This window comes from Roseobacter sp. HKCCA0434 (genome assembly GCF_032464675.1).
Classification (GTDB): Bacteria; Pseudomonadota; Alphaproteobacteria; order Rhodobacterales; family Rhodobacteraceae; genus Pontivivens.
Window position 1 is genome coordinate 1 of the sequence record NZ_JAWDKL010000023.1, and the last position, 16,747, is coordinate 16,747.

Here is a 16,747-nt window from a genome sequence, read left to right on the forward strand (position 1 = left end):
CGCCCGCGCCAGCAGTGGCGGCAGCGCGCGGGTCAGCCCTTCGGCACGGGCGCGCAGGGCGGTTCCGCTCACGCCGCGTCCGCCAGTCCGACCTGCCGCTCCACCAGCCGCGCGATGGTCGCGTCGAGCGTCACGCCCTCCGCTCGCGCGGCATATGTCAGCGCCATCCGGTGCTGCAGGACCGGCCCCGCCAAGGCCGCCACATCGCCCAGATCCGGCGCCAACCGCTCATCGAGCAGCGCCCGCGCCCGAACGCCCAGCATCAGCGCCTGCGCCGCCCGCGGCCCCGGCCCCCAGGCGACGTCACGCGTCACCTCGGCATCCGCACCGGGCCGCGCCGCGCGCACGAGGTCGAGGATCGCCTCCACCACCGCGTCGCCTACCGGCATCCGGCGCAGCGTGTCCTGCATCGCCATCAGTTCCGCGGCACTCAGCACACCCTCGATCCCGGCACTCTCCGCGCCGGTCGTGGCCATCAGGATCGCCCGCTCGTCCTCCCGCTCGGGGTAATCGACGTCGATCTGGAACAGGAACCGGTCGAGCTGCGCCTCGGGCAGCGGATAGGTCCCCTCCTGCTCGATCGGGTTCTGCGTGGCGAGCACATGGAATGGCGCGGGCAGATCGCGCCGCGCGCCCGCGATGCTCACGTGACGCTCCTGCATCGCCTGCAACAGCGCCGACTGCGTGCGCGGCCCCGCGCGGTTGATCTCGTCCGCCATCAAAAGCTGGCAGAAGATCGGCCCCTCGATGAAGCGGAACGCCCGGCTGCCATCGGGTGCGGTCTCCAGCACCTCGGCCCCCAGAATATCCGCCGGCATCAGGTCCGGCGTGAACTGCACCCGGTTGGCGCTCAGACCCAGGACCGTGCCGAGCGTTTCGACCAGCAGCGTCTTGGCGAGACCCGGCGCGCCGACCAGCAGGCCATGCCCGCCCGACAGGATCGCGGCGAGCGACAGATCTACCACGGCGCGCTGCCCGATCACCCGGCGGGCGACCATCTCGCGCACGCGCGACAGCCGCTCCCCGGCCGCCTCGATCTCGTTGAGAAGTTGCTCGCTCATACCCGTCCCCTGTCCTGTGCGCGATCAGCACTATCATTGGAACATGGAACCGCACGATCCGAAAGGCAAAGACCCGTGAACGATATCGCAAAGCCCGCGCAAAACGTCACAGCCGACAGCCTGGAGGCGCAGGTGCGCAAGGCCGCCCCGCGCGGCCTGCCCCCGGTCGAGAAATGGGATCCGCCCTTCTGCGGCGATCTCGACATGCGCATCGCGCGGGACGGGACGTGGTTCTACCTCGGCACCCCGATCGGGCGAAAACCGCTGGTGAAGCTGTTTTCCTCGATCCTCAAGCGCGAGGGCGACGACTACTTCCTCGTCACACCGGTCGAGAAGGTCGGCATCACGGTGGAGGACGCGCCCTTCGTCGCGCAGGATTTCGTGGCCGAGGGATCGGGCGAGGACATGCGCCTCACCTTCACCACCCATGTCGGCGACGAGGCGACCGCCGGTCCCGACCACCCGATCCGCGTCACCCGCGACGCCGAGACCGGGGAGCCGTCTCCTTACGTCAACATCCGTCGCAATCTCGACGCGCTGATCGACCGCAAGAGCTTCTACCGCCTGGTCGAGATCGGATCCCATCACGAGGTCGAGGGCGAGAGCTGGTTCGGCCTCTGGTCATCTGGGATTTTCTTCCCCATCATCCCCTCGGCTGACCTGCCCTCCTAGTTTCCTGTTCCGAGTACCCGTTCCATGCGTATCGTCCTCTCCCTCCTCCTGGCCTCGGCCGTCATCGCCTGCGCGCCCGTGTCCGACCGGGCGCGACTCGACGGGGACAGCCGCGTCCTGCTGGCCCGCTCCGGCCTGATTCTCGAACAGCCCGGCAGCGATCGCCTGATCGGATTCGGAGAGCCTATAAATCTGGTGGAGATGACGCTCGCCCCCGTGCTCGGTCCCGTCCTGTCGCGCGACAGCGGCATCACCTGTCCGGGGGGCATCGTCACCGCGGTCCGCTTCGACGATGTGACGCTCTTCGCCGAGGGGATCGAGTTCTCCGGCTGGACGGCCACCGGCGACGACCGGCTGCGCACGGACGCAGGCGTCGGCATCGGGTCGAGCATCGGCGACGTGCAGAACGCTTATGGCATGGGCATGGCGATGGCCGACGGCTTCTCTGCCGACGGTTTCTCGGGCGCCTACCGGCTCGGCCGGGTCTCCTCGATCAACGCCGGTCGGGCCTGCGCGCCGCTCTAATCCGCGCTGCCCGACAGGTGCGGCGCGAACTCGGTCAGCACCGCTTCGTAGACCGGGCGCTTGAAGGCGACGATTTCATCGAGCAATACCTCGGGCCGCATCCACGCCCAGTCCGAGAATTCGGGATGCTCCGTAGCGATGTCGATCGCGGCATCGTCGGTATCCAGCCGCAGCAGGAACCACATCTGCTTTTGCCCGCGGTATTTACCACCCCAGCGGGTCGGCACGATCTCCACCGGCAGATCGTAATACTGCCAGTCGGAGGTCCGGGCGATTTCGCTGACCTGATCGGCGCGCACGCCGACCTCCTCCTCCAACTCGCGCAGGGCCGCGACCTCGGGCGTCTCGCCATCGTCGATGCCGCCTTGCGGGGCCTGCCAGGCCCCCGCGGCCCCGTGCACGCGCGCGCCCGCGAAAAGCCGCCCCCGCCCGTCCGTCAGCATGACGCCGACGCACGGACGATAGGGCAAGGCACTCACATCCATCAGCGGTCGCCGTAGACGGCCAGCCCCTTGAGAATGTCGAGCGCATAGGCCAGCTGGAAGTCGTCGTTGCGCAGCAGGGCATCCGCCTCCAGCCGCTCGCGCTCTTCCTCCAACTGCTCCAGCTCCTCGGGCGTCAGGCTGTCATTGCTGATCGAGCCGCGCAGGTCGGCCTCGGAGCGGCGCGGAATCACGCCCTCCTCTTCTTCCTCGCCGGCGATGCGCTGGCCGACGATCACGTCGGGCTCGATGCCCAGCGCCTGGATCGAGCGGCCCGACGGCGTGTAGTAGCGCGCCGTGGTCAGGCGCATCGCACCATTGCCCTGCAGCGGCATGATCGTCTGCACCGATCCCTTGCCGAAGCTCTTTTCGCCCACGATGATCGCGCGGCGATGGTCCTGCAAGGCGCCGGCGACGATCTCGGAAGCCGAGGCCGACCCGCCATTGATCAGCACCACCATCGGCAAACCTTCGGCGATATCGCCCGCGCTCGCATTGTAGCGGTCGCTGTCGGACGCGCTGCGCCCGCGGGTTGAGACGATCTCCCCCTGCTCCAGGAACGCGTCCGAGACGTAGACCGCCTGATCCAGCAGCCCGCCCGGATTGTTGCGCAGGTCGAGCACGATGCCCGACACGTTATCGATCCCGCCCAGCTCCTCGACCTGAGCCTCCATCTCGCTTTCTAGATTCGAGAATGTCTGCTGGTTGAAGGTCGTGACCCGCAGCACCACCGCGCTCGCTTCGGTCCGCCCGCGCACGGCGCGGATCTGGATCGTGTCGCGGATGATGGTGACCTCGAACGGCTCCTCGCCCTCGCGCACCACGGTGATGACGATCTCGGAGCCGACCGGCCCGCGCATCAGGTCCACCGCCTCGTTCAGCGTCAGGCCCAGCACGCTTTCGCCATCGACGTGGGTGATGAAGTCGTTGGCCTCCAGCCCCGCCTCGTCCGCGGGCGTCCCGTCGATCGGCGAGACGACCTTCACGAACCCGTCCTCCTGAGTGACCTCGATGCCGAGCCCCCCGAACTCGCCGCGAGTCTGCTCGCGCATGTCGGAGAAATCGTCAGGCGGCAGATAGCTCGAATGCGGGTCGAGCGAGGTCAGCATCCCGTTGATCGCGCTCTCGATCAGGTCGCGCTCGTCCACCTCCTCGACATAGTCGGCCCGCACCCGCTCGAAGATGTTGCCGAACAGGTCGAGATATTCATAGGTCGACCGTTCCGACGCGTCGTTCTGCGCCAGCAGCGGACCTGCCAGCTGCGTCGTTGCCATCACACCCGCGATCGTGCCGGCGAACCCGGCCAGAAACATCCTGTTCATCTACTCGCTTCCCAATCCCTGTTCCGGTTGCATCGTGAACCACGGCGCCGGATCGACCGGCACGCCGTTCCGGCGCAACTCCACGTAAATCGTTCGCTGCCGATTTGTTCCGGTTTCGCCCTGCGGTTCAAGTCCAAAGCCCGCGGGACCACTGCGCGTTTGCGTGAGCGTTCCGACAGGCTCGCCCGCCAGCAGAACCTCGCCCGCCGCACGCTGCACCTCGTCGAGCCCGCCGATCACCATGAGCCAGCCGTTTTCCGGCTCCAGCACGACGATATGGCCGTAGTCGAGAAACGCCCCGCCATAGCGCAGCGTCCCCGCCGCGGGCGCGATCACCTGTCGCACCCCATCGACGGCCAGCACGATGCCCGGCCGCACGATCCCGTCGCCGCCCGCCTCGCCGAAGGCCCGCACGACGCGCCCCGGCGCGGGCAGAGGCAAGCGACCGCGCTGGTCCGCGAACCCCTCGTCTTGGCCCGACCCGCCGCCTTGCCGCGCAAGCATCCGCGCGAAATCCTGAAGGCTCGTCGCATCCGCGCGCAGTCGCGCCACCAGCGCGGGGTCCGGCGGCGGGGTCAGGGTGCGGCCGTCGAGCGCCGCATGCAGTTCCGCCCGCGCTGCCTCTACGCCCGCCAAGCCGTCGCGCAGAGACTCGGCCGATCGCGCCTGTTCCCTCGCCAGCGCATCGAGCTCCGCCATCAACGTGCGCACACCCTCCGCCTCCGCCTGCAGGCGCGGCACCAGCCCGGCCATCACCTGAGAGGCCCGCGCCGCACCTTCCGGCCCTTGAGGATGCAGCATCAACAGCGGCGCGGGCGCCAGCGCCGCGCGCTGCAACCCGGCCAGCAGGCGGGCGATGCGGGCATTTTCCCGCTCCACCTCCGCGCGCAGCACGCCCGCGCGCCGCGCTAGGTCCCGCTCGACCTCCCGCTGTGCGACCAATCCGATCTCGTAGCCCTGCACGACCTCGGCGAGGGCGGCCAGCCGGTCCGCACCGCGCGGCAGATCCGCGAACCGCTCGCCCGCCTCGGCGATCAGCGCCGCCGCGCGCTCGGTCCGACCGACCGCGTCGACTTGCGCGGTGAGCGGCAGGGCCCATAACGTCAACACATATGCGAGCGCCCTCAGACGGATATCAGGCTCCTGCCCGTCATCTCCTCGGGCTGGTCGAGTTCCATCAGCTGCAACAGGCTCGGCGCCAGATCCGCCAACCGCCCCGGCGACAGCCGCGCGCCTTCCGGCCCGCCGACCAGGATCACCGGTACGGGGTTGAGCGTGTGCGCGGTATGCGGCTCGCCCGTCTCGGGGTCGACCATCACCTCGCAATTGCCGTGATCCGCGGTGACGATCATTGCGCCGCCCGCGGCCTCGACCGCCGCGACCACGCGGCCCAACCCCTCGTCGACCGCGGCACAGGCCGCCTTCGCAGCCTCCAGATCGCCGGTATGCCCGACCATGTCGGGATTGGCGTAGTTCACCACGATCAGGTCGTAGGTCCCGCCCTCGATCGCGGCGACCAGCCTGTCGGTCACCTCGCCTGCGCTCATCTCCGGCTGCATGTCGTAGGTCCGCACATCCGGGCTCTTGGGCATCGTGCGATCCTCGCCCGTGTTCGGCTCCTCCTCCCCGCCATTGAGGAAGAAGGTCACATGCGGGTATTTCTCCGTCTCCGCGATACGGAACTGGTGCTTGCCCTGCTTCGCGACCCATTCGCCCAGCGTGTTCGGGATCTCCTCGGAGGGGAACATCACGTCCATCCAGCCGTTGTGCCGCTCGGAATATTCCACCAGCCCCAGCGCGGCGGCGAGATCAACCGTCTCGCGCGCGAACCCGTCGAACTCCGGGTCGAGGAAGGCAGACAGGATCTCCCGCGCCCGGTCCGCCCGGAAGTTGAGGAACATCAGCCCGTCGCCCGCCGCCATTCCCGCGTAGCCGCCCAGGACCGAGGGCGCGATGAATTCGTCCGTCTCGCCGCGATCATAGGCGGCGGCGATGGCGGTATCGGCATTGTCCTTGCCGAGCCCCTCGCCCGCGGCGATGGCCCGATAGGCCGCCTCGACCCGGTCCCAGCGGTTGTCGCGGTCCATCGCGTAGAAACGCCCGGTCACCGTCGCGACCTCGACGCCCTCCGGCAGGCTCTCCTCCAGCGCGTAGATCTGCTCGCGCGCCGATTTCGGTGCCACGTCGCGCCCATCGGTGAACAGGTGCAGCTTCACCGGCACCCCGGCTGCCGCGATCACGCCCGCGGCGCGCGCGATATGCCGCTGGTGGGCGTGCACCCCACCGGGCGAGGCGAGGCCCATCAGATGCGCGGCCCCGCCGCTCGCCTTCAGCTTGTCGATGAACCCGATCAGCGCCTCATTGCTATCGAAGGCCCCCTCCTCGATCGCATTGTCGATCTTCGGCAGATCCATCCAGACCACGCGGCCCGCCCCGATATTGGTGTGGCCGACCTCGGAATTGCCCATCTGCCCGTCGGGCAGGCCGACATCGCGGCCATGCGCCGCCAGGCTCGATTGCGGGCAGGTCGCCATCAACCTGTCGAAGACGGGCGTGTCCGCCAGCGCCACCGCGTTTCCATCCCGCTCCGGGCGCAGGCCCCAGCCGTCGAGGATGCACAGGATCACGGGGCGCGGTGCGGTCATGAAGCTCTCCTTGTCGTTGTCCCAGACATAGGGCGCGCTTGCCCCGCGGGGCAAGCCCACCTTCATCTTTCCCCAAATACGCACGGCCCCGCGCTTGCGACAGGGGCCCCCGCCGGTCTATCAGCGCCCCGTCGGCAACGGGCCAAGAGCGGGAGCGGCACCCATGAACATCCTCATCCTCGGCGGCGGCGGGCGCGAACATGCGCTGGCCTGGGCGATCTCGCAGAATCCCAAATGCGACCGGCTGTTCTGCGCACCGGGCAATGCCGGCATCGCCGAGGTCGCCGAATGCGTGCGCCTGAACCCCGAGGATGCCTCCGAGGTCTGCGCCTTCGCCGCCGAGCACGCCATCGACTTCGTCGTGATCGGGCCGGAGGCACCGCTCGCCGCCGGAGTGGCGGACGCCCTGCGCGCAGACGGCTACCTGACCTTCGGCCCCTCGCAGGCCGCAGCCCAGGTCGAGGCGTCCAAGGCCTTCACCAAGCAGCTCTGCGACGAGGCCGGGGCCGATACCGCCCGCTACGCCCGCTCTACCGACGCTGCCTCCGCCCACGCTTACGTGGCCGAACAGGGAACCCCCATCGTCATCAAGGCGGACGGCCTCGCCGCGGGCAAGGGCGTGACGGTCGCGATGGACGACGCCACCGCCCGCGCCGCCATCGACGACTGCTTCGACGGGGCCTTCGGCGATGCGGGCGCCGAGGTTGTGATCGAGGAGTTCATGGAGGGCGAGGAGGTCTCCCTCTTCGTTCTGACCGATGGCGAGGCGATGCTGCCGCTCGCCTCCGCCCAGGATCACAAGCGCGCCTTCGACGGCGACGAGGGCCCCAATACCGGCGGCATGGGCGCCTATTCCCCCGCCCCCGTCCTGACCGACGCACTGCGCGACCGCGCGCTCGACACCATCGTCGGCCCCTGCCTGAAAGTGCTGCGCGAGCGCGGCACGCCCTTCGCGGGCGTGCTCTATGCCGGGCTGATGATCCAGGATGGCCGCCCACGGCTCGTCGAATACAATGCCCGTTTCGGCGATCCCGAATGCCAGCTCCTGATGGCCCGCATGGGCGCGCAGGCGCTCGACGTGCTGTTGGCGGTGGCCGAGGGCGATCTCGCGCAGGCCCGCGTCAACTGGGCCGACGACCACGCCGTCACGGTGGTGCTGGCCGCGAAGGGATATCCCGGCGACTACGCGAAGGGAGAGCCGATCCGCCTGCCCGACCTCGCGGGCGAACCGCTCGTGCAGATCTTCCACGCCGGCACGGCCGAGAAGGACGGCCAGCTCGTCTCGAACGGCGGCCGCGTCCTCGCCGTCACCGCACGCGGCGCGAGCCTGCAGGAGGCACGCGATCGTGCCTACGGCGTGGTGGACCGCATCGATTGGCCCGGCGGCTTCCACCGCCGCGACATCGGATGGCGCGCGCTCTAGGACACGGTTTCGCGCTGCCGCGCGAGGATATTTTCCACGAAGCAGAAGGGCGCGGCCCCGCCTCGGGACCGCCGCGCCTCAGATCTGCTTTTCGGGCATCTTCACGACCAGCCCGTCCAGCGCGTCCGTGACCTTCAACTGACAGGTCAGGCGCGACTGCTCGGGATCGGGCTGGTAGGCGAAGTCGAGCATGTCCTCTTCCATCGGATCCTTGGGCGGCAACTTGCCCACCCAGTCCTCGGCCACGTAGACATGACAGGTGGAGCAGGCGCAGGCCCCGCCGCAATCGGCCTCGATGCCGGGGATGTTGTTGTCCCGCGCGCCTTCCATCACGGTCAGGCCGGTGGGCACATCCACCACGTGCTCGGTGCCGTTATGCTCGATATAGGTGATCTTCGCCATCGCCTCGCATCCTTCAATCAGACGTTCGGCGCACATCTATGCGCAAGCGGTCCCGCCCGACAAGGGGGCGGAGGCCGGGGCATTTCCCGATCCCGGCGTTAACCTTTATTGCAGAAAAGACTCGGTCTCACGGTCCCTGCCGTCCATAAGCCTCGCAGTTGCATCGAATTTTAGATGATTTTGCATAAAGGCCGACGTGATGACCCTGACGGCAGACCTGATCGAGACCGCGGACAGCCCCCAGGGCCGCGGCGTCCTGCACAGCGAAATCCGCGTCGGCCACTACCTGCGTTCGGCACTTGAAGGCCGCGGTTCCGACGACACCGTGACTCAGGAGCTGATCGAAATCGACCTGTTCCTCTTCGACACGCCGTCCGCCGGGATCGGTCGCGAGATCATCGGACTGTCGGACTTCACCGCGCCCACCGTGCCTGCCGACTGGACCAGCCTCATGAACGAGCTGGAGGAGGTCACCCCCGCGCCCGAACCCGAGCCCGAGACCACCTTAGAACCGGCGCCCGAACCGCCGGTCGAGCGCGCGCCGTGGCAAATCGAGTTCGCCGAAGCCGGACGCCAACGTCTCTCCCCCGAAAGCGACCTCGTGCAGCGCGCGCTGGGCGACCGGGCCGCGGGCGAGGCTCACTATGGCTCGCGCGACGCGGACACGCTCTCGGGCGGTGACGGCGACGATGTGCTCAATGGCGGACTGGGCGACGACGCCATGCAGGGCGGCGCGGGCGCGGACGTGTTCGTCTTCTCGCAAGCGTCCGGCGGCCATGATCGCATCACCGACTTCACCGCCGGAGAGGATCTGCTCTACTTCACCGACGAGACCGTGTTCGACCTGGCGGAGATCGCGATCACCGACACCGCCGAGGGCGTGCTGCTAAGCTGGCATCGCGGCAATTCGCAAGTCCTTCTCGACGGTCTGGTGGCCGAGGATCTGGCCGCCGACGACTTCCTGCTCGAAGCGGCCTGAGACCACGAAAAAGGGCGCCGCGATCCGTCGCGACGCCCCTTTTTCGTTCGATCCCGTCTCGGATCAGTCGGCCAGTTCCAGCGCGATGAAGCGCGGCTCGCCCTGGTCGCGCACCAGCATCAGCACCGACTTGCGGCCCGCCTCGCGCGCGGCCTCGACCGCTTCGACCACGTCGTCGGGATCGGCGACGCTGCGCTGCCCGACCTCGACGATCACCTGGCCCGAGCGCAGGCCGCGCTCGTAGGCGTTGCTCTCCGCATCGACATCCGAGATGACGACGCCGCGGACATTGTCGGGGATGTCGAAGGCTTCGCGCAGGTCGGCGGTCATGTTCTGCAGCGTCAGACCGGCGACCTCGGCGGTGCGGGGCGTCTCGCCCTTCTCGTCCTCGACGGTCGCGACCTCGGCACTGTCGGCTTCCTCCAGCCGTCCCAGCGTGACGGAAAGCGTGCGCGTGCGACCGTCGCGGAACACCACGACGCGGACGGCCTTGCCGACCTCGGTCGCGGCGACCACGCGCGGCAATTCGCGCATCTCTTCGATCTCGGTCCCGTCGAAGGTCAGGATCACGTCGCCCGCCTCGATCCCCGCTTCGGCCGCAGGGCCGGAGGGGACATCCGCGACCAGCGCGCCGCGTGCATCCTCGAGCCCGATCGCCTCGGCCACACCCTCGTCGACCGGCTGGATGCGCACGCCCAGCCAGCCACGACGGGTCTCGCCGAATTCGCGCAGCTGGTCCACGACGCCCGACACGACCGCCGAAGACATCGAGAACCCGATCCCGATCGAGCCGCCATTGGGCGACAGGATCGCGGTGTTCACGCCGATCACCTCGCCGTTCATGTTGAACAGCGGACCGCCCGAGTTGCCCCGGTTGATCGCGGCATCGGTCTGGATGAAGTCGTCATAGCTGCCCGACAGCTCCCGGTTGCGGGCCGACACGATCCCGGCGGAGACCGAGAAGCCCTGCCCCAGCGGGTTGCCGATCGCCAGCACCCACTCGCCCACGCGGGCCGTGTCGCTGTCGCCGAACTCGACGAAGGGCAGCGGCTCCTCCGGCTCGACCTTCAGCAGCGCCACATCGGTGCGCGGATCGGTCCCGATCAGCTCCGCCGGCAGCTCGTTGCCGTCGAGGAACTCGATCAGGATCTCGTCCGCTTCCTCGATGACGTGGTTGTTCGTCACGATGAACCCGTCCGCCGAAATGACGAAGCCCGAGCCCAGCGCCGAAGCCTGGCGCGACCGGGGCACCTGCCCCTCGGGCTGCATGAACTCGCGGAAGAAATCCTCGAACGGGGAGCCTTCGGGGATCATCGGCGACATGCCGCCCGGCCCCTGCTCGGTAATGGTCTGGCTGGTGGTGATGTTGACAACCGAGGGGCTCAGCCTCTCGGCCAGTTCGGCGAAACTGTCGGGCCGCGCCTGCGCCGTGGCGGGCGCGACATCGGCCATCACGATCCCGAGGCCGAGGCACAGCGCCAGGGCTGCGTTGCCCGTCCGGGCGATCGTCATGCGCATTGGGGTCACTCTCTCTGTCCTCCTGATCTACCTCTTCCGGCCGTTCTCGGCGGCCGGATCGCCTATATTTGCGTAGCGTCTGTGGCGGATACAACACAGGCATCCTCGCATCGCTTCACAGCTGTGTGACCCGCCAGCTAGGACGCGCCGCCGCTCAGTCGAGTGCGGCGACCAGCGCCTCGAACGCCTCGCCGCGCGCCTCGAAGCTCTCGAACTGGTCGAAGCTCGCGCAGGCGGGCGCCAGCAGAACGACCTCGCCGGGCTCGGCATCGGCGCGCGCATCGGCCACGGCCTGCGCCAACGTGCCGCTGACCACATGCGGCCGGTCGCCCAACTGCCCGGCGAACTGCTCTGCCGCAGCACCGATCAGGTAGGTCCGCTCCACCCGGTCCATCAGCGGCATCAGCGAGGCGATCCCGCCCTCCTTCGCCACACCACCCGCGATCCAGCGAATCTTGTCGAAAGCCTTGAGCGCCTGCTCCGCCGCATCGGCATTCGTGGCCTTGGAGTCGTTGACCCAGCGCACGCCGCCGACTTCGCGCAGCACCTGACAGCGATGCCGCAGGCCCGGATAGGAGTGCAGCGCCCCCTCGATCACCTTCGGCCCCAGCCCCAGCGAGCGCGCGACGGCATAGGCCGCACAGGCGTTCTGGTGGTTATGCGCCCCCGGCAACCCCGCGATTCCCCGCAGGTCGAGCGAGGCGACCTGCCGATCCTTGCGCCATTCGGCCAGGAACTCCTTGCGGGCAAAGACCGACCAACCCGGCCCCGACAGCTTGCGCCCCGAGGAGATGCGGATCACCGGATCGCCGCTCTCGGCGTCTTCGCGCATCTGCGCGGCCAGGAAGCGGCCTTCCTTCTCGTCGACGCCGATCACGGCCCGCTCCGGCCCGCCCTCGACCAGCAGCCGTCGCTTGGCCGCGAAATAGCCGCCCATGCCGCCATGCCGGTCGAGATGATCGGGCGACAGGTTCAGGAATACTGCGATGTCGGGCGCCAGCGCGCGCGCCAGCTCGGTCTGGTAGCTCGACAGCTCCAGCACCGTCACGCTGCCCTCGACGCCGGGGTCGAGGTCCAGAACCCCGCGCCCGATATTTCCGCCCATCTGCACCGGCATACCGGCCTCCCGGCAGATATGCGCAATCAGTGCGGTCGTCGTGGATTTCCCGTTGGAGCCCGTGACGGCCACCACCCGCGGCACCCGGTCGAACGCTTCCCAGTCCTCGGTCGCGAAGCTGCGGAAGAACAGCCCGATATCGTTGTCGACCACCGCGCCACGCTCCTGCGCCAGCGCGATGACCGGGTGCGGCTCGGGGTACAGATGCGGGATACCGGGAGAGGTGATCAGCGCCACGATCCCCTCCCACGCCGCCTCGCGTCGCAGATCCGCGATGGCGAAGCCCTCGGCCTCGGCGACCGCGCGGCCCTTCTCGCCGTCGTCCCAGCAAATCGGCTCCGCCCCGCCCGTACGCAGTGCGCGCGCGGTGGCCAGCCCCGACCGGCCCAGCCCCAGGACACCGACCTTGCAGCCTTCGTAGCCCCTGACCGGGATCATCGGCCCATCCTTCTTCTTCGTGTCAAATATCCCCGCCGGAGGCTCCGACGGCCGCCACGCGTTACCGCAGCTTGAGTGTCGCGAGCCCGATCAGCGCCAGGATCAGCGCGATGATCCAGAAGCGGATCACGATGGTCGATTCCGCCCAGCCCTTCTTCTCGAAGTGGTGGTGGATCGGCGCCATCAGGAACACCCGCTTGCCGGTCTGGCGATAGACGGCGACCTGGATGATGACGCTCAGCGCCTCGACCACGAACAGCCCGCCGATGATGGCCAGCACGATCTCGTGCTTCGTCGCGACCGCGATCGCGCCCAGCGCGCCGCCCAGCGCCAGCGATCCCGTGTCGCCCATGAAGACCGCCGCCGGCGGCGCGTTGTACCACAGGAACCCGAGCCCAGCGCCGATCACCGCAGCACAGAACACCGTGATCTCCCCCGTCCCTTCGACATAGTGCACGTCGAGATATTCGGTGAAGTCGGTCCGTCCGACGAAATAAGAGATCACGCCGAAGGAGGCGGCAGCGATCATCACCGGCATGATGGCCAGCCCGTCCAGCCCATCCGTCAGGTTCACCGCATTCGCCGCCCCCACGATGACGATCATCGCGAACGGCACGAAGACGAAGCTGAGATTGAGCAGCACGTTCTTGAACACCGGGAAGGCCAGTTGCCCCGACAGGTCCGGCGTGTGCAGGTACATCGCCCAGACCCCCGCGATCGCGGCGAGGGTGAAGCCGATGGCCAGCCGCATCTTGCCCGAGATGCCCGCCACGTTGCCCGCGCTCACCTTGGCGAAATCGTCCGCGAATCCGACCGCGCCATAGCCGAAGGTCACGATCAGCACCATCCAGACCCAGCCCGAATCGAGCCGTGCCCACATCAGGGTGGAAATCAGCAGCGCCACCAGGATGAGGACGCCGCCCATCGTCGGCGTTCCCGCCTTCTCGATCAGGTGCCGCTCCGGCCCGTCCTCGCGGATCGGCTGGCCCTTCTTCTGGCGACGGCGCAATTCGTCGATCAGCGGTCGGCCGAAGGCGAAGCCAATGACGAGCGCGGTGAAGAACGCCCCGCCCGAGCGGAAGGTCAGATATCGGAACAGGTTGAAGAAATCCCCGCCATCCGAAAGGTTCGTCAACAGATACAGCACTCTAGAGTTCCTCGTCCTCGCCCGCGTCAGCCGCCGGCACGGCTTGGCCCAGTTTACGGATGGCGTCAACGACCAGTGCGGCCCGCGAACCGTTCGATCCCTTGACGAGCGCGACGTCACCGGCGTCGAGCAACCGCCCGACCTTCGCCGCGAGGCCCGTCGCCTCCTCGTGCCACTCGCCCCGCTGCCCGTGCGGCAGCGCGGCGTGCAGATGCTTCATCAAGGGCCCCGCACAATGGATGCGGTCGACCGTGGCCAGCGCCGGATGCTGCGCCAGGTCCGCGTGGTGGCGCTCCGCCTGCGGCCCCAGTTCCAGCATATCCGTCAAAAATGCGACCCGCCGCCCCTTCGCGACCCGGCCAACCCCGTTGCGCGGCTCCGCGGCGGCCAGCACCTCGAAGGCCGCGCCCATCGAGGTCGGGTTGGCATTGTACGCATCGTCGATCAGCAGGATCGCCCCGTCGAGCGCCGCGAGCCCCAGGTTCACGCGCCAGCGCGCGCCACGCCCGCTCGGCGCCTGCCAGGACCCCAGCGACAGGCTCGCATGGGCCACATCCACGCCGACCGCCTCCGCCACGGCGAGCACGGCCATCGCGTTCTCGGCCAGATGCCGCCCCGGCGTGGCGAGCTTGAACATCACCTTCTCGCCCCGGATCCGCGCCGTGGCGCAGGTCGTCGTCCCCGACATCGTCGCATTCACCAGCCGGAATGGAGGCCGCCCGCCGCTGCCGAAGGGCACGATCTCGGCCCCCACGCGCTGCGCCCGCCGCCGCAGGATCGGATAGGTCTCGACATCGCGGTTCAGCACGGCGACGCCCCCCGGCTCCAGCCCCGCGACGATTTCCGCCTTCTCGCGCGCGATGCCGCGCACGTCCTCGAAGGCCTCGGCATGAACCGCGGCGACGGTTGTGACCACCGCCACATGCGGGCGCGCCAGCCGCGACAGTGGCGCGATCTCGCCCGGCGCGTTCATGCCGATCTCGATTACCGCGAACTCGGTCTCGCGCGGCATCCGCGCCAGCGTCAGCGGCACGCCCCAATGGTTGTTGAAGCTCCGCTCCGCCGCGTGCACACGGCCCGCATCGCCGAGCACCGTGCGCAGCATTTCCTTCGTCCCGGTCTTGCCGACCGAGCCGGTGATCGCCACCACCTTCGCCTCCGAACGCGCACGCGCCGCGACGCCCAGCGCCTCCAGCGCCTCCAGCACGTCCTCGACGATCAAGAGCGGTGCATCCTCGGCCACGCCCTCGGGCACGCGGGACACCAGCGCCGCCCCGGCCCCCGCCTCCAGCGCCGCGGCCACGAACTCGTGCCCGTCCCGCGCCGCCTTCAGCGCCACGAACAGGTCGCCCCTGGCGATCTCGCGCGTGTCGATGCTGACACCCGTGACCTGCCAATCACCCACCGCGCCGCCGCCCGTCGCCTCCGCCGCCTCCGCGGCCGTCCACAACGCGCCCATGCCGCCTCCTTCGGATTGGTCTGAAATACTCATCGCGCCACCGCCGCCCGTGCGACCTCGGCATCCGAGAAGGGCAACACCCGGTCGCCCACGATCTGCCCGGTCTCGTGCCCCTTGCCCGCGATCAGCAGCACGTCGTCGGGGCCGAGTTCGGCCACCCCCGCCGCGATCGCCTCGGCCCGGTCGCCGATCTCGCGCGCGCCGGGCGCACCCTTCAGCACCGCCGCGCGGATCGTCGCGGGATCCTCGCTGCGCGGGTTGTCGTCCGTGACGATGACCGCATCCGCGTTCTCCGCCGCCGCCTGCCCCATCAGGGGCCGCTTGCCCGCATCCCGGTCGCCGCCCGCGCCGACGATGCAGATCAGCCGCCCGGCCACATGCGGGCGCAGGGCCTTCAGCGCCGTCTCAACGCTGTCGGGCGTATGGGAATAGTCGACATAGACCGCCCCGCCCGAGCGGGACCGCGCCACCAGCTCCATCCGCCCCGCCACCGGGCGCAACCCGTTCATCGCGGCAAAGATCGCCCCCGGCTCGGCCCCCGCCGCCACGGCCAGCCCGGCGGCCAGCAGCGCGTTCTCCGCCTGGAAGGCCCCGATCAGCGGGACGCTCGCCGCATGGCTTTCGCCGTCATACTCCCAGGTGATCCGCTGCCCCTCCCCGGTGAAGCGCGCGCTGACCAGCCGCAGCTTCGCGTCCTCCGCCTCGCCCACGCCGAACACCTTGCGCCCCGCGCCCTCGGCCAGCGCCGCCATGCGCCGCCCGGCCTGCGTGTCGAGATTGACCACCGCCACCGCCCCTTCGGGCAGGACGCGTGTGAACAGCAATGCCTTGGCCGCCTCGTACTCCTCGACCGTGTCGTGATAGTCGAGATGGTCGCGCGTCAGATGCGTGAACCCCGCCGCCTTCAGCCGCACTCCGTCGAGCCGCCGCTGGGCCAGCCCGTGGCTCGACGCCTCCATCGCCGCGTGGGTCACGCCTCGATCCGCGAGGTCCGCCAGCAGCCCGTGCAGTTCCACCGGCTCGGGTGTCGTATGCGTCAGCGGCGCGCTCACCGCGCCCTCGACGCCGGTGGTGCCGAAATTGACCGCGGACAGCCCCGCGACCTGCCACAACTGCCGGGTGAAGCTCGAAACCGAGGTCTTGCCGTTCGTCCCGGTCACCGCGACCATCGTGTCGGGCTGGGCGTCGAACCAGGCCGCCGCCGCGTGCGCGAGGGTGGCGCGCACATCCTCGGCCACCAGCCAGACGGCACGCGCGCGCGAACCTTCGTCGGCCTGCGCGAACCCTTCCTCGTCTGTCAGGATCGCCGCCGCGCCCGCGGCGATCGCGGTTTCGGCGAAGCGGACCCCATGCACCTTCGTCCCCGGCAACGCGGCGAACAGCGTGCCCGCCCCCACCTTTCGGCTGTCCACGGCCAGATCGGTCAGGACGACCGGCCCCTCCGGCCCCGAACGGCGCAACCGGTCGAGGCCCAGCGCGGCGAGGTCACGGGAACGGGCGGCAGGGGACGTCTGGTCGGACAAGTGTTCGGTCTTTCCGGTCGGGTGGTGTCAACAT

Annotated in this window: 15 protein-coding genes; 4 read left to right on the forward strand and 11 right to left on the reverse strand. The window is 69.2% G+C overall.

Features of this window, described 5'->3' with window-relative positions:
* Positions 1-68: 68 nt before the first annotated feature.
* Positions 69-1,061 carry a MoxR family ATPase gene (locus RX333_RS13580; RefSeq protein ID WP_316015493.1) on the reverse strand — a complete coding sequence of 331 codons (993 nt, stop codon included), beginning with the start codon at positions 1,059-1,061 and terminating at the stop codon, positions 69-71.
* 84 nt (positions 1,062-1,145) lie between these two features.
* On the opposite strand from RX333_RS13580, the gene RX333_RS13585 reads away from it, so the two are divergent.
* Both RX333_RS13585 and RX333_RS13590 read left to right on the forward strand, forming a co-directional pair.
* Positions 1,146-1,733, forward strand: a complete 588-nt coding sequence (locus RX333_RS13585; protein WP_316015529.1) for a DUF1285 domain-containing protein — start codon at positions 1,146-1,148, stop codon at positions 1,731-1,733.
* 24 nt (positions 1,734-1,757) lie between these two features.
* Entirely contained in the window at positions 1,758-2,258 is a 501-nt protein-coding gene (locus RX333_RS13590) for a hypothetical protein (protein WP_316015494.1), read from the forward strand.
* Here RX333_RS13590 and RX333_RS13595 read toward each other — a convergent pair.
* The 4 genes from RX333_RS13595 to gpmI are packed head-to-tail and all read right to left on the reverse strand — an operon-like array spanning position 2,255 to position 6,707.
* Positions 2,255-2,743, reverse strand: coding sequence for an RNA pyrophosphohydrolase (locus tag RX333_RS13595; protein ID WP_316015495.1), 489 nt, complete (start codon positions 2,741-2,743; stop codon positions 2,255-2,257). The two genes, RX333_RS13590 and RX333_RS13595, sit on opposite strands and share 4 nt — an antisense overlap.
* Positions 2,743-4,062, reverse strand: coding sequence for a S41 family peptidase (locus RX333_RS13600; protein ID WP_316015496.1), 1,320 nt, complete (start codon positions 4,060-4,062; stop codon positions 2,743-2,745). Before RX333_RS13600 ends, RX333_RS13595 begins: the two co-directional genes overlap by 1 nt.
* Positions 4,063-5,172 carry a murein hydrolase activator EnvC family protein gene (locus RX333_RS13605; protein WP_316015497.1) on the reverse strand — a complete coding sequence of 370 codons (1,110 nt, stop codon included), beginning with the start codon at positions 5,170-5,172 and terminating at the stop codon, positions 4,063-4,065.
* Between the two features lie 14 nt (positions 5,173-5,186).
* Entirely contained in the window at positions 5,187-6,707 is a 1,521-nt protein-coding gene (gpmI, locus tag RX333_RS13610) for a 2,3-bisphosphoglycerate-independent phosphoglycerate mutase (RefSeq protein WP_316015498.1), read from the reverse strand.
* 163 nt (positions 6,708-6,870) lie between these two features.
* Between gpmI and purD the strand changes: the two genes are divergently transcribed.
* Positions 6,871-8,130, forward strand: a complete 1,260-nt coding sequence (gene purD, locus RX333_RS13615) for a phosphoribosylamine--glycine ligase (protein ID WP_316015499.1) — start codon at positions 6,871-6,873, stop codon at positions 8,128-8,130.
* 78 nt (positions 8,131-8,208) lie between these two features.
* Here the strand turns inward: purD and RX333_RS13620 are convergent, their stop codons facing one another.
* The gene (locus RX333_RS13620; RefSeq protein WP_316015500.1) at positions 8,209-8,532 is read right to left on the reverse strand and encodes a 2Fe-2S iron-sulfur cluster-binding protein; all 324 of its coding nucleotides are present in this window, start codon (positions 8,530-8,532) and stop codon (positions 8,209-8,211) included.
* 199 nt (positions 8,533-8,731) lie between these two features.
* Here RX333_RS13620 and RX333_RS13625 point away from each other — a divergent pair, with 199 nt between their 5' ends.
* Positions 8,732-9,511 (forward strand): hypothetical protein, encoded by a 780-nt coding sequence (locus RX333_RS13625; protein WP_316015501.1) that lies wholly within the window; start codon positions 8,732-8,734, stop codon positions 9,509-9,511.
* Between the two features lie 63 nt (positions 9,512-9,574).
* On the opposite strand, the gene RX333_RS13630 is transcribed toward RX333_RS13625, so the two are convergent.
* The 5 genes from RX333_RS13630 to RX333_RS13650 all read right to left on the reverse strand — a co-directional run bounded on the left by RX333_RS13630 (position 9,575) and on the right by RX333_RS13650 (position 16,713).
* Entirely contained in the window at positions 9,575-11,029 is a 1,455-nt protein-coding gene (locus RX333_RS13630) for a DegQ family serine endoprotease (RefSeq protein WP_410056085.1), read from the reverse strand.
* Positions 11,030-11,183: 154 nt separating this feature from the next.
* Complete coding sequence (murD, locus tag RX333_RS13635; protein WP_316015502.1) at positions 11,184-12,584, reverse strand: UDP-N-acetylmuramoyl-L-alanine--D-glutamate ligase; 1,401 nt, start codon at positions 12,582-12,584, stop codon at positions 11,184-11,186.
* 61 nt (positions 12,585-12,645) lie between these two features.
* Positions 12,646-13,731 carry a phospho-N-acetylmuramoyl-pentapeptide-transferase gene (mraY, locus tag RX333_RS13640; RefSeq protein ID WP_316015503.1) on the reverse strand — a complete coding sequence of 362 codons (1,086 nt, stop codon included), beginning with the start codon at positions 13,729-13,731 and terminating at the stop codon, positions 12,646-12,648.
* A gap of 1 nt (position 13,732) precedes the next feature.
* Positions 13,733-15,190 carry a UDP-N-acetylmuramoyl-tripeptide--D-alanyl-D-alanine ligase gene (murF, locus tag RX333_RS13645; RefSeq protein ID WP_316015504.1) on the reverse strand — a complete coding sequence of 486 codons (1,458 nt, stop codon included), beginning with the start codon at positions 15,188-15,190 and terminating at the stop codon, positions 13,733-13,735.
* Between the two features lie 29 nt (positions 15,191-15,219).
* Positions 15,220-16,713, reverse strand: coding sequence for a UDP-N-acetylmuramoyl-L-alanyl-D-glutamate--2,6-diaminopimelate ligase (locus RX333_RS13650; RefSeq protein WP_410056083.1), 1,494 nt, complete (start codon positions 16,711-16,713; stop codon positions 15,220-15,222).
* Between the last annotated feature and the right edge of the window lie 34 nt (positions 16,714-16,747).

Bases quoted from the DNA above. Each gene is read 5' to 3' on its own strand.
- RX333_RS13630 (WP_410056085.1), bottom strand. From the start codon at position 11,029: ATGCGCATGACGATCGCCCGGACGGGCAACGCAGCCCTGGCGCTGTGC.
- murF (WP_316015504.1), bottom strand. From the start codon at position 15,190: ATGGGCGCGTTGTGGACGGCCGCGGAGGCGGCGGAGGCGACGGGCGGC.
- RX333_RS13620 (WP_316015500.1), bottom strand. From the start codon at position 8,532: ATGGCGAAGATCACCTATATCGAGCATAACGGCACCGAGCACGTGGTG.
- RX333_RS13595 (WP_316015495.1), bottom strand. From the start codon at position 2,743: ATGGATGTGAGTGCCTTGCCCTATCGTCCGTGCGTCGGCGTCATGCTG.
- RX333_RS13590 (WP_316015494.1), top strand. From the start codon at position 1,758: ATGCGTATCGTCCTCTCCCTCCTCCTGGCCTCGGCCGTCATCGCCTGC.
- RX333_RS13600 (WP_316015496.1), bottom strand. From the start codon at position 4,062: ATGAACAGGATGTTTCTGGCCGGGTTCGCCGGCACGATCGCGGGTGTG.
- murD (WP_316015502.1), bottom strand. From the start codon at position 12,584: ATGATCCCGGTCAGGGGCTACGAAGGCTGCAAGGTCGGTGTCCTGGGG.
- purD (WP_316015499.1), top strand. From the start codon at position 6,871: ATGAACATCCTCATCCTCGGCGGCGGCGGGCGCGAACATGCGCTGGCC.
- RX333_RS13625 (WP_316015501.1), top strand. From the start codon at position 8,732: ATGACCCTGACGGCAGACCTGATCGAGACCGCGGACAGCCCCCAGGGC.
- gpmI (WP_316015498.1), bottom strand. From the start codon at position 6,707: ATGACCGCACCGCGCCCCGTGATCCTGTGCATCCTCGACGGCTGGGGC.
- RX333_RS13580 (WP_316015493.1), bottom strand. From the start codon at position 1,061: ATGAGCGAGCAACTTCTCAACGAGATCGAGGCGGCCGGGGAGCGGCTG.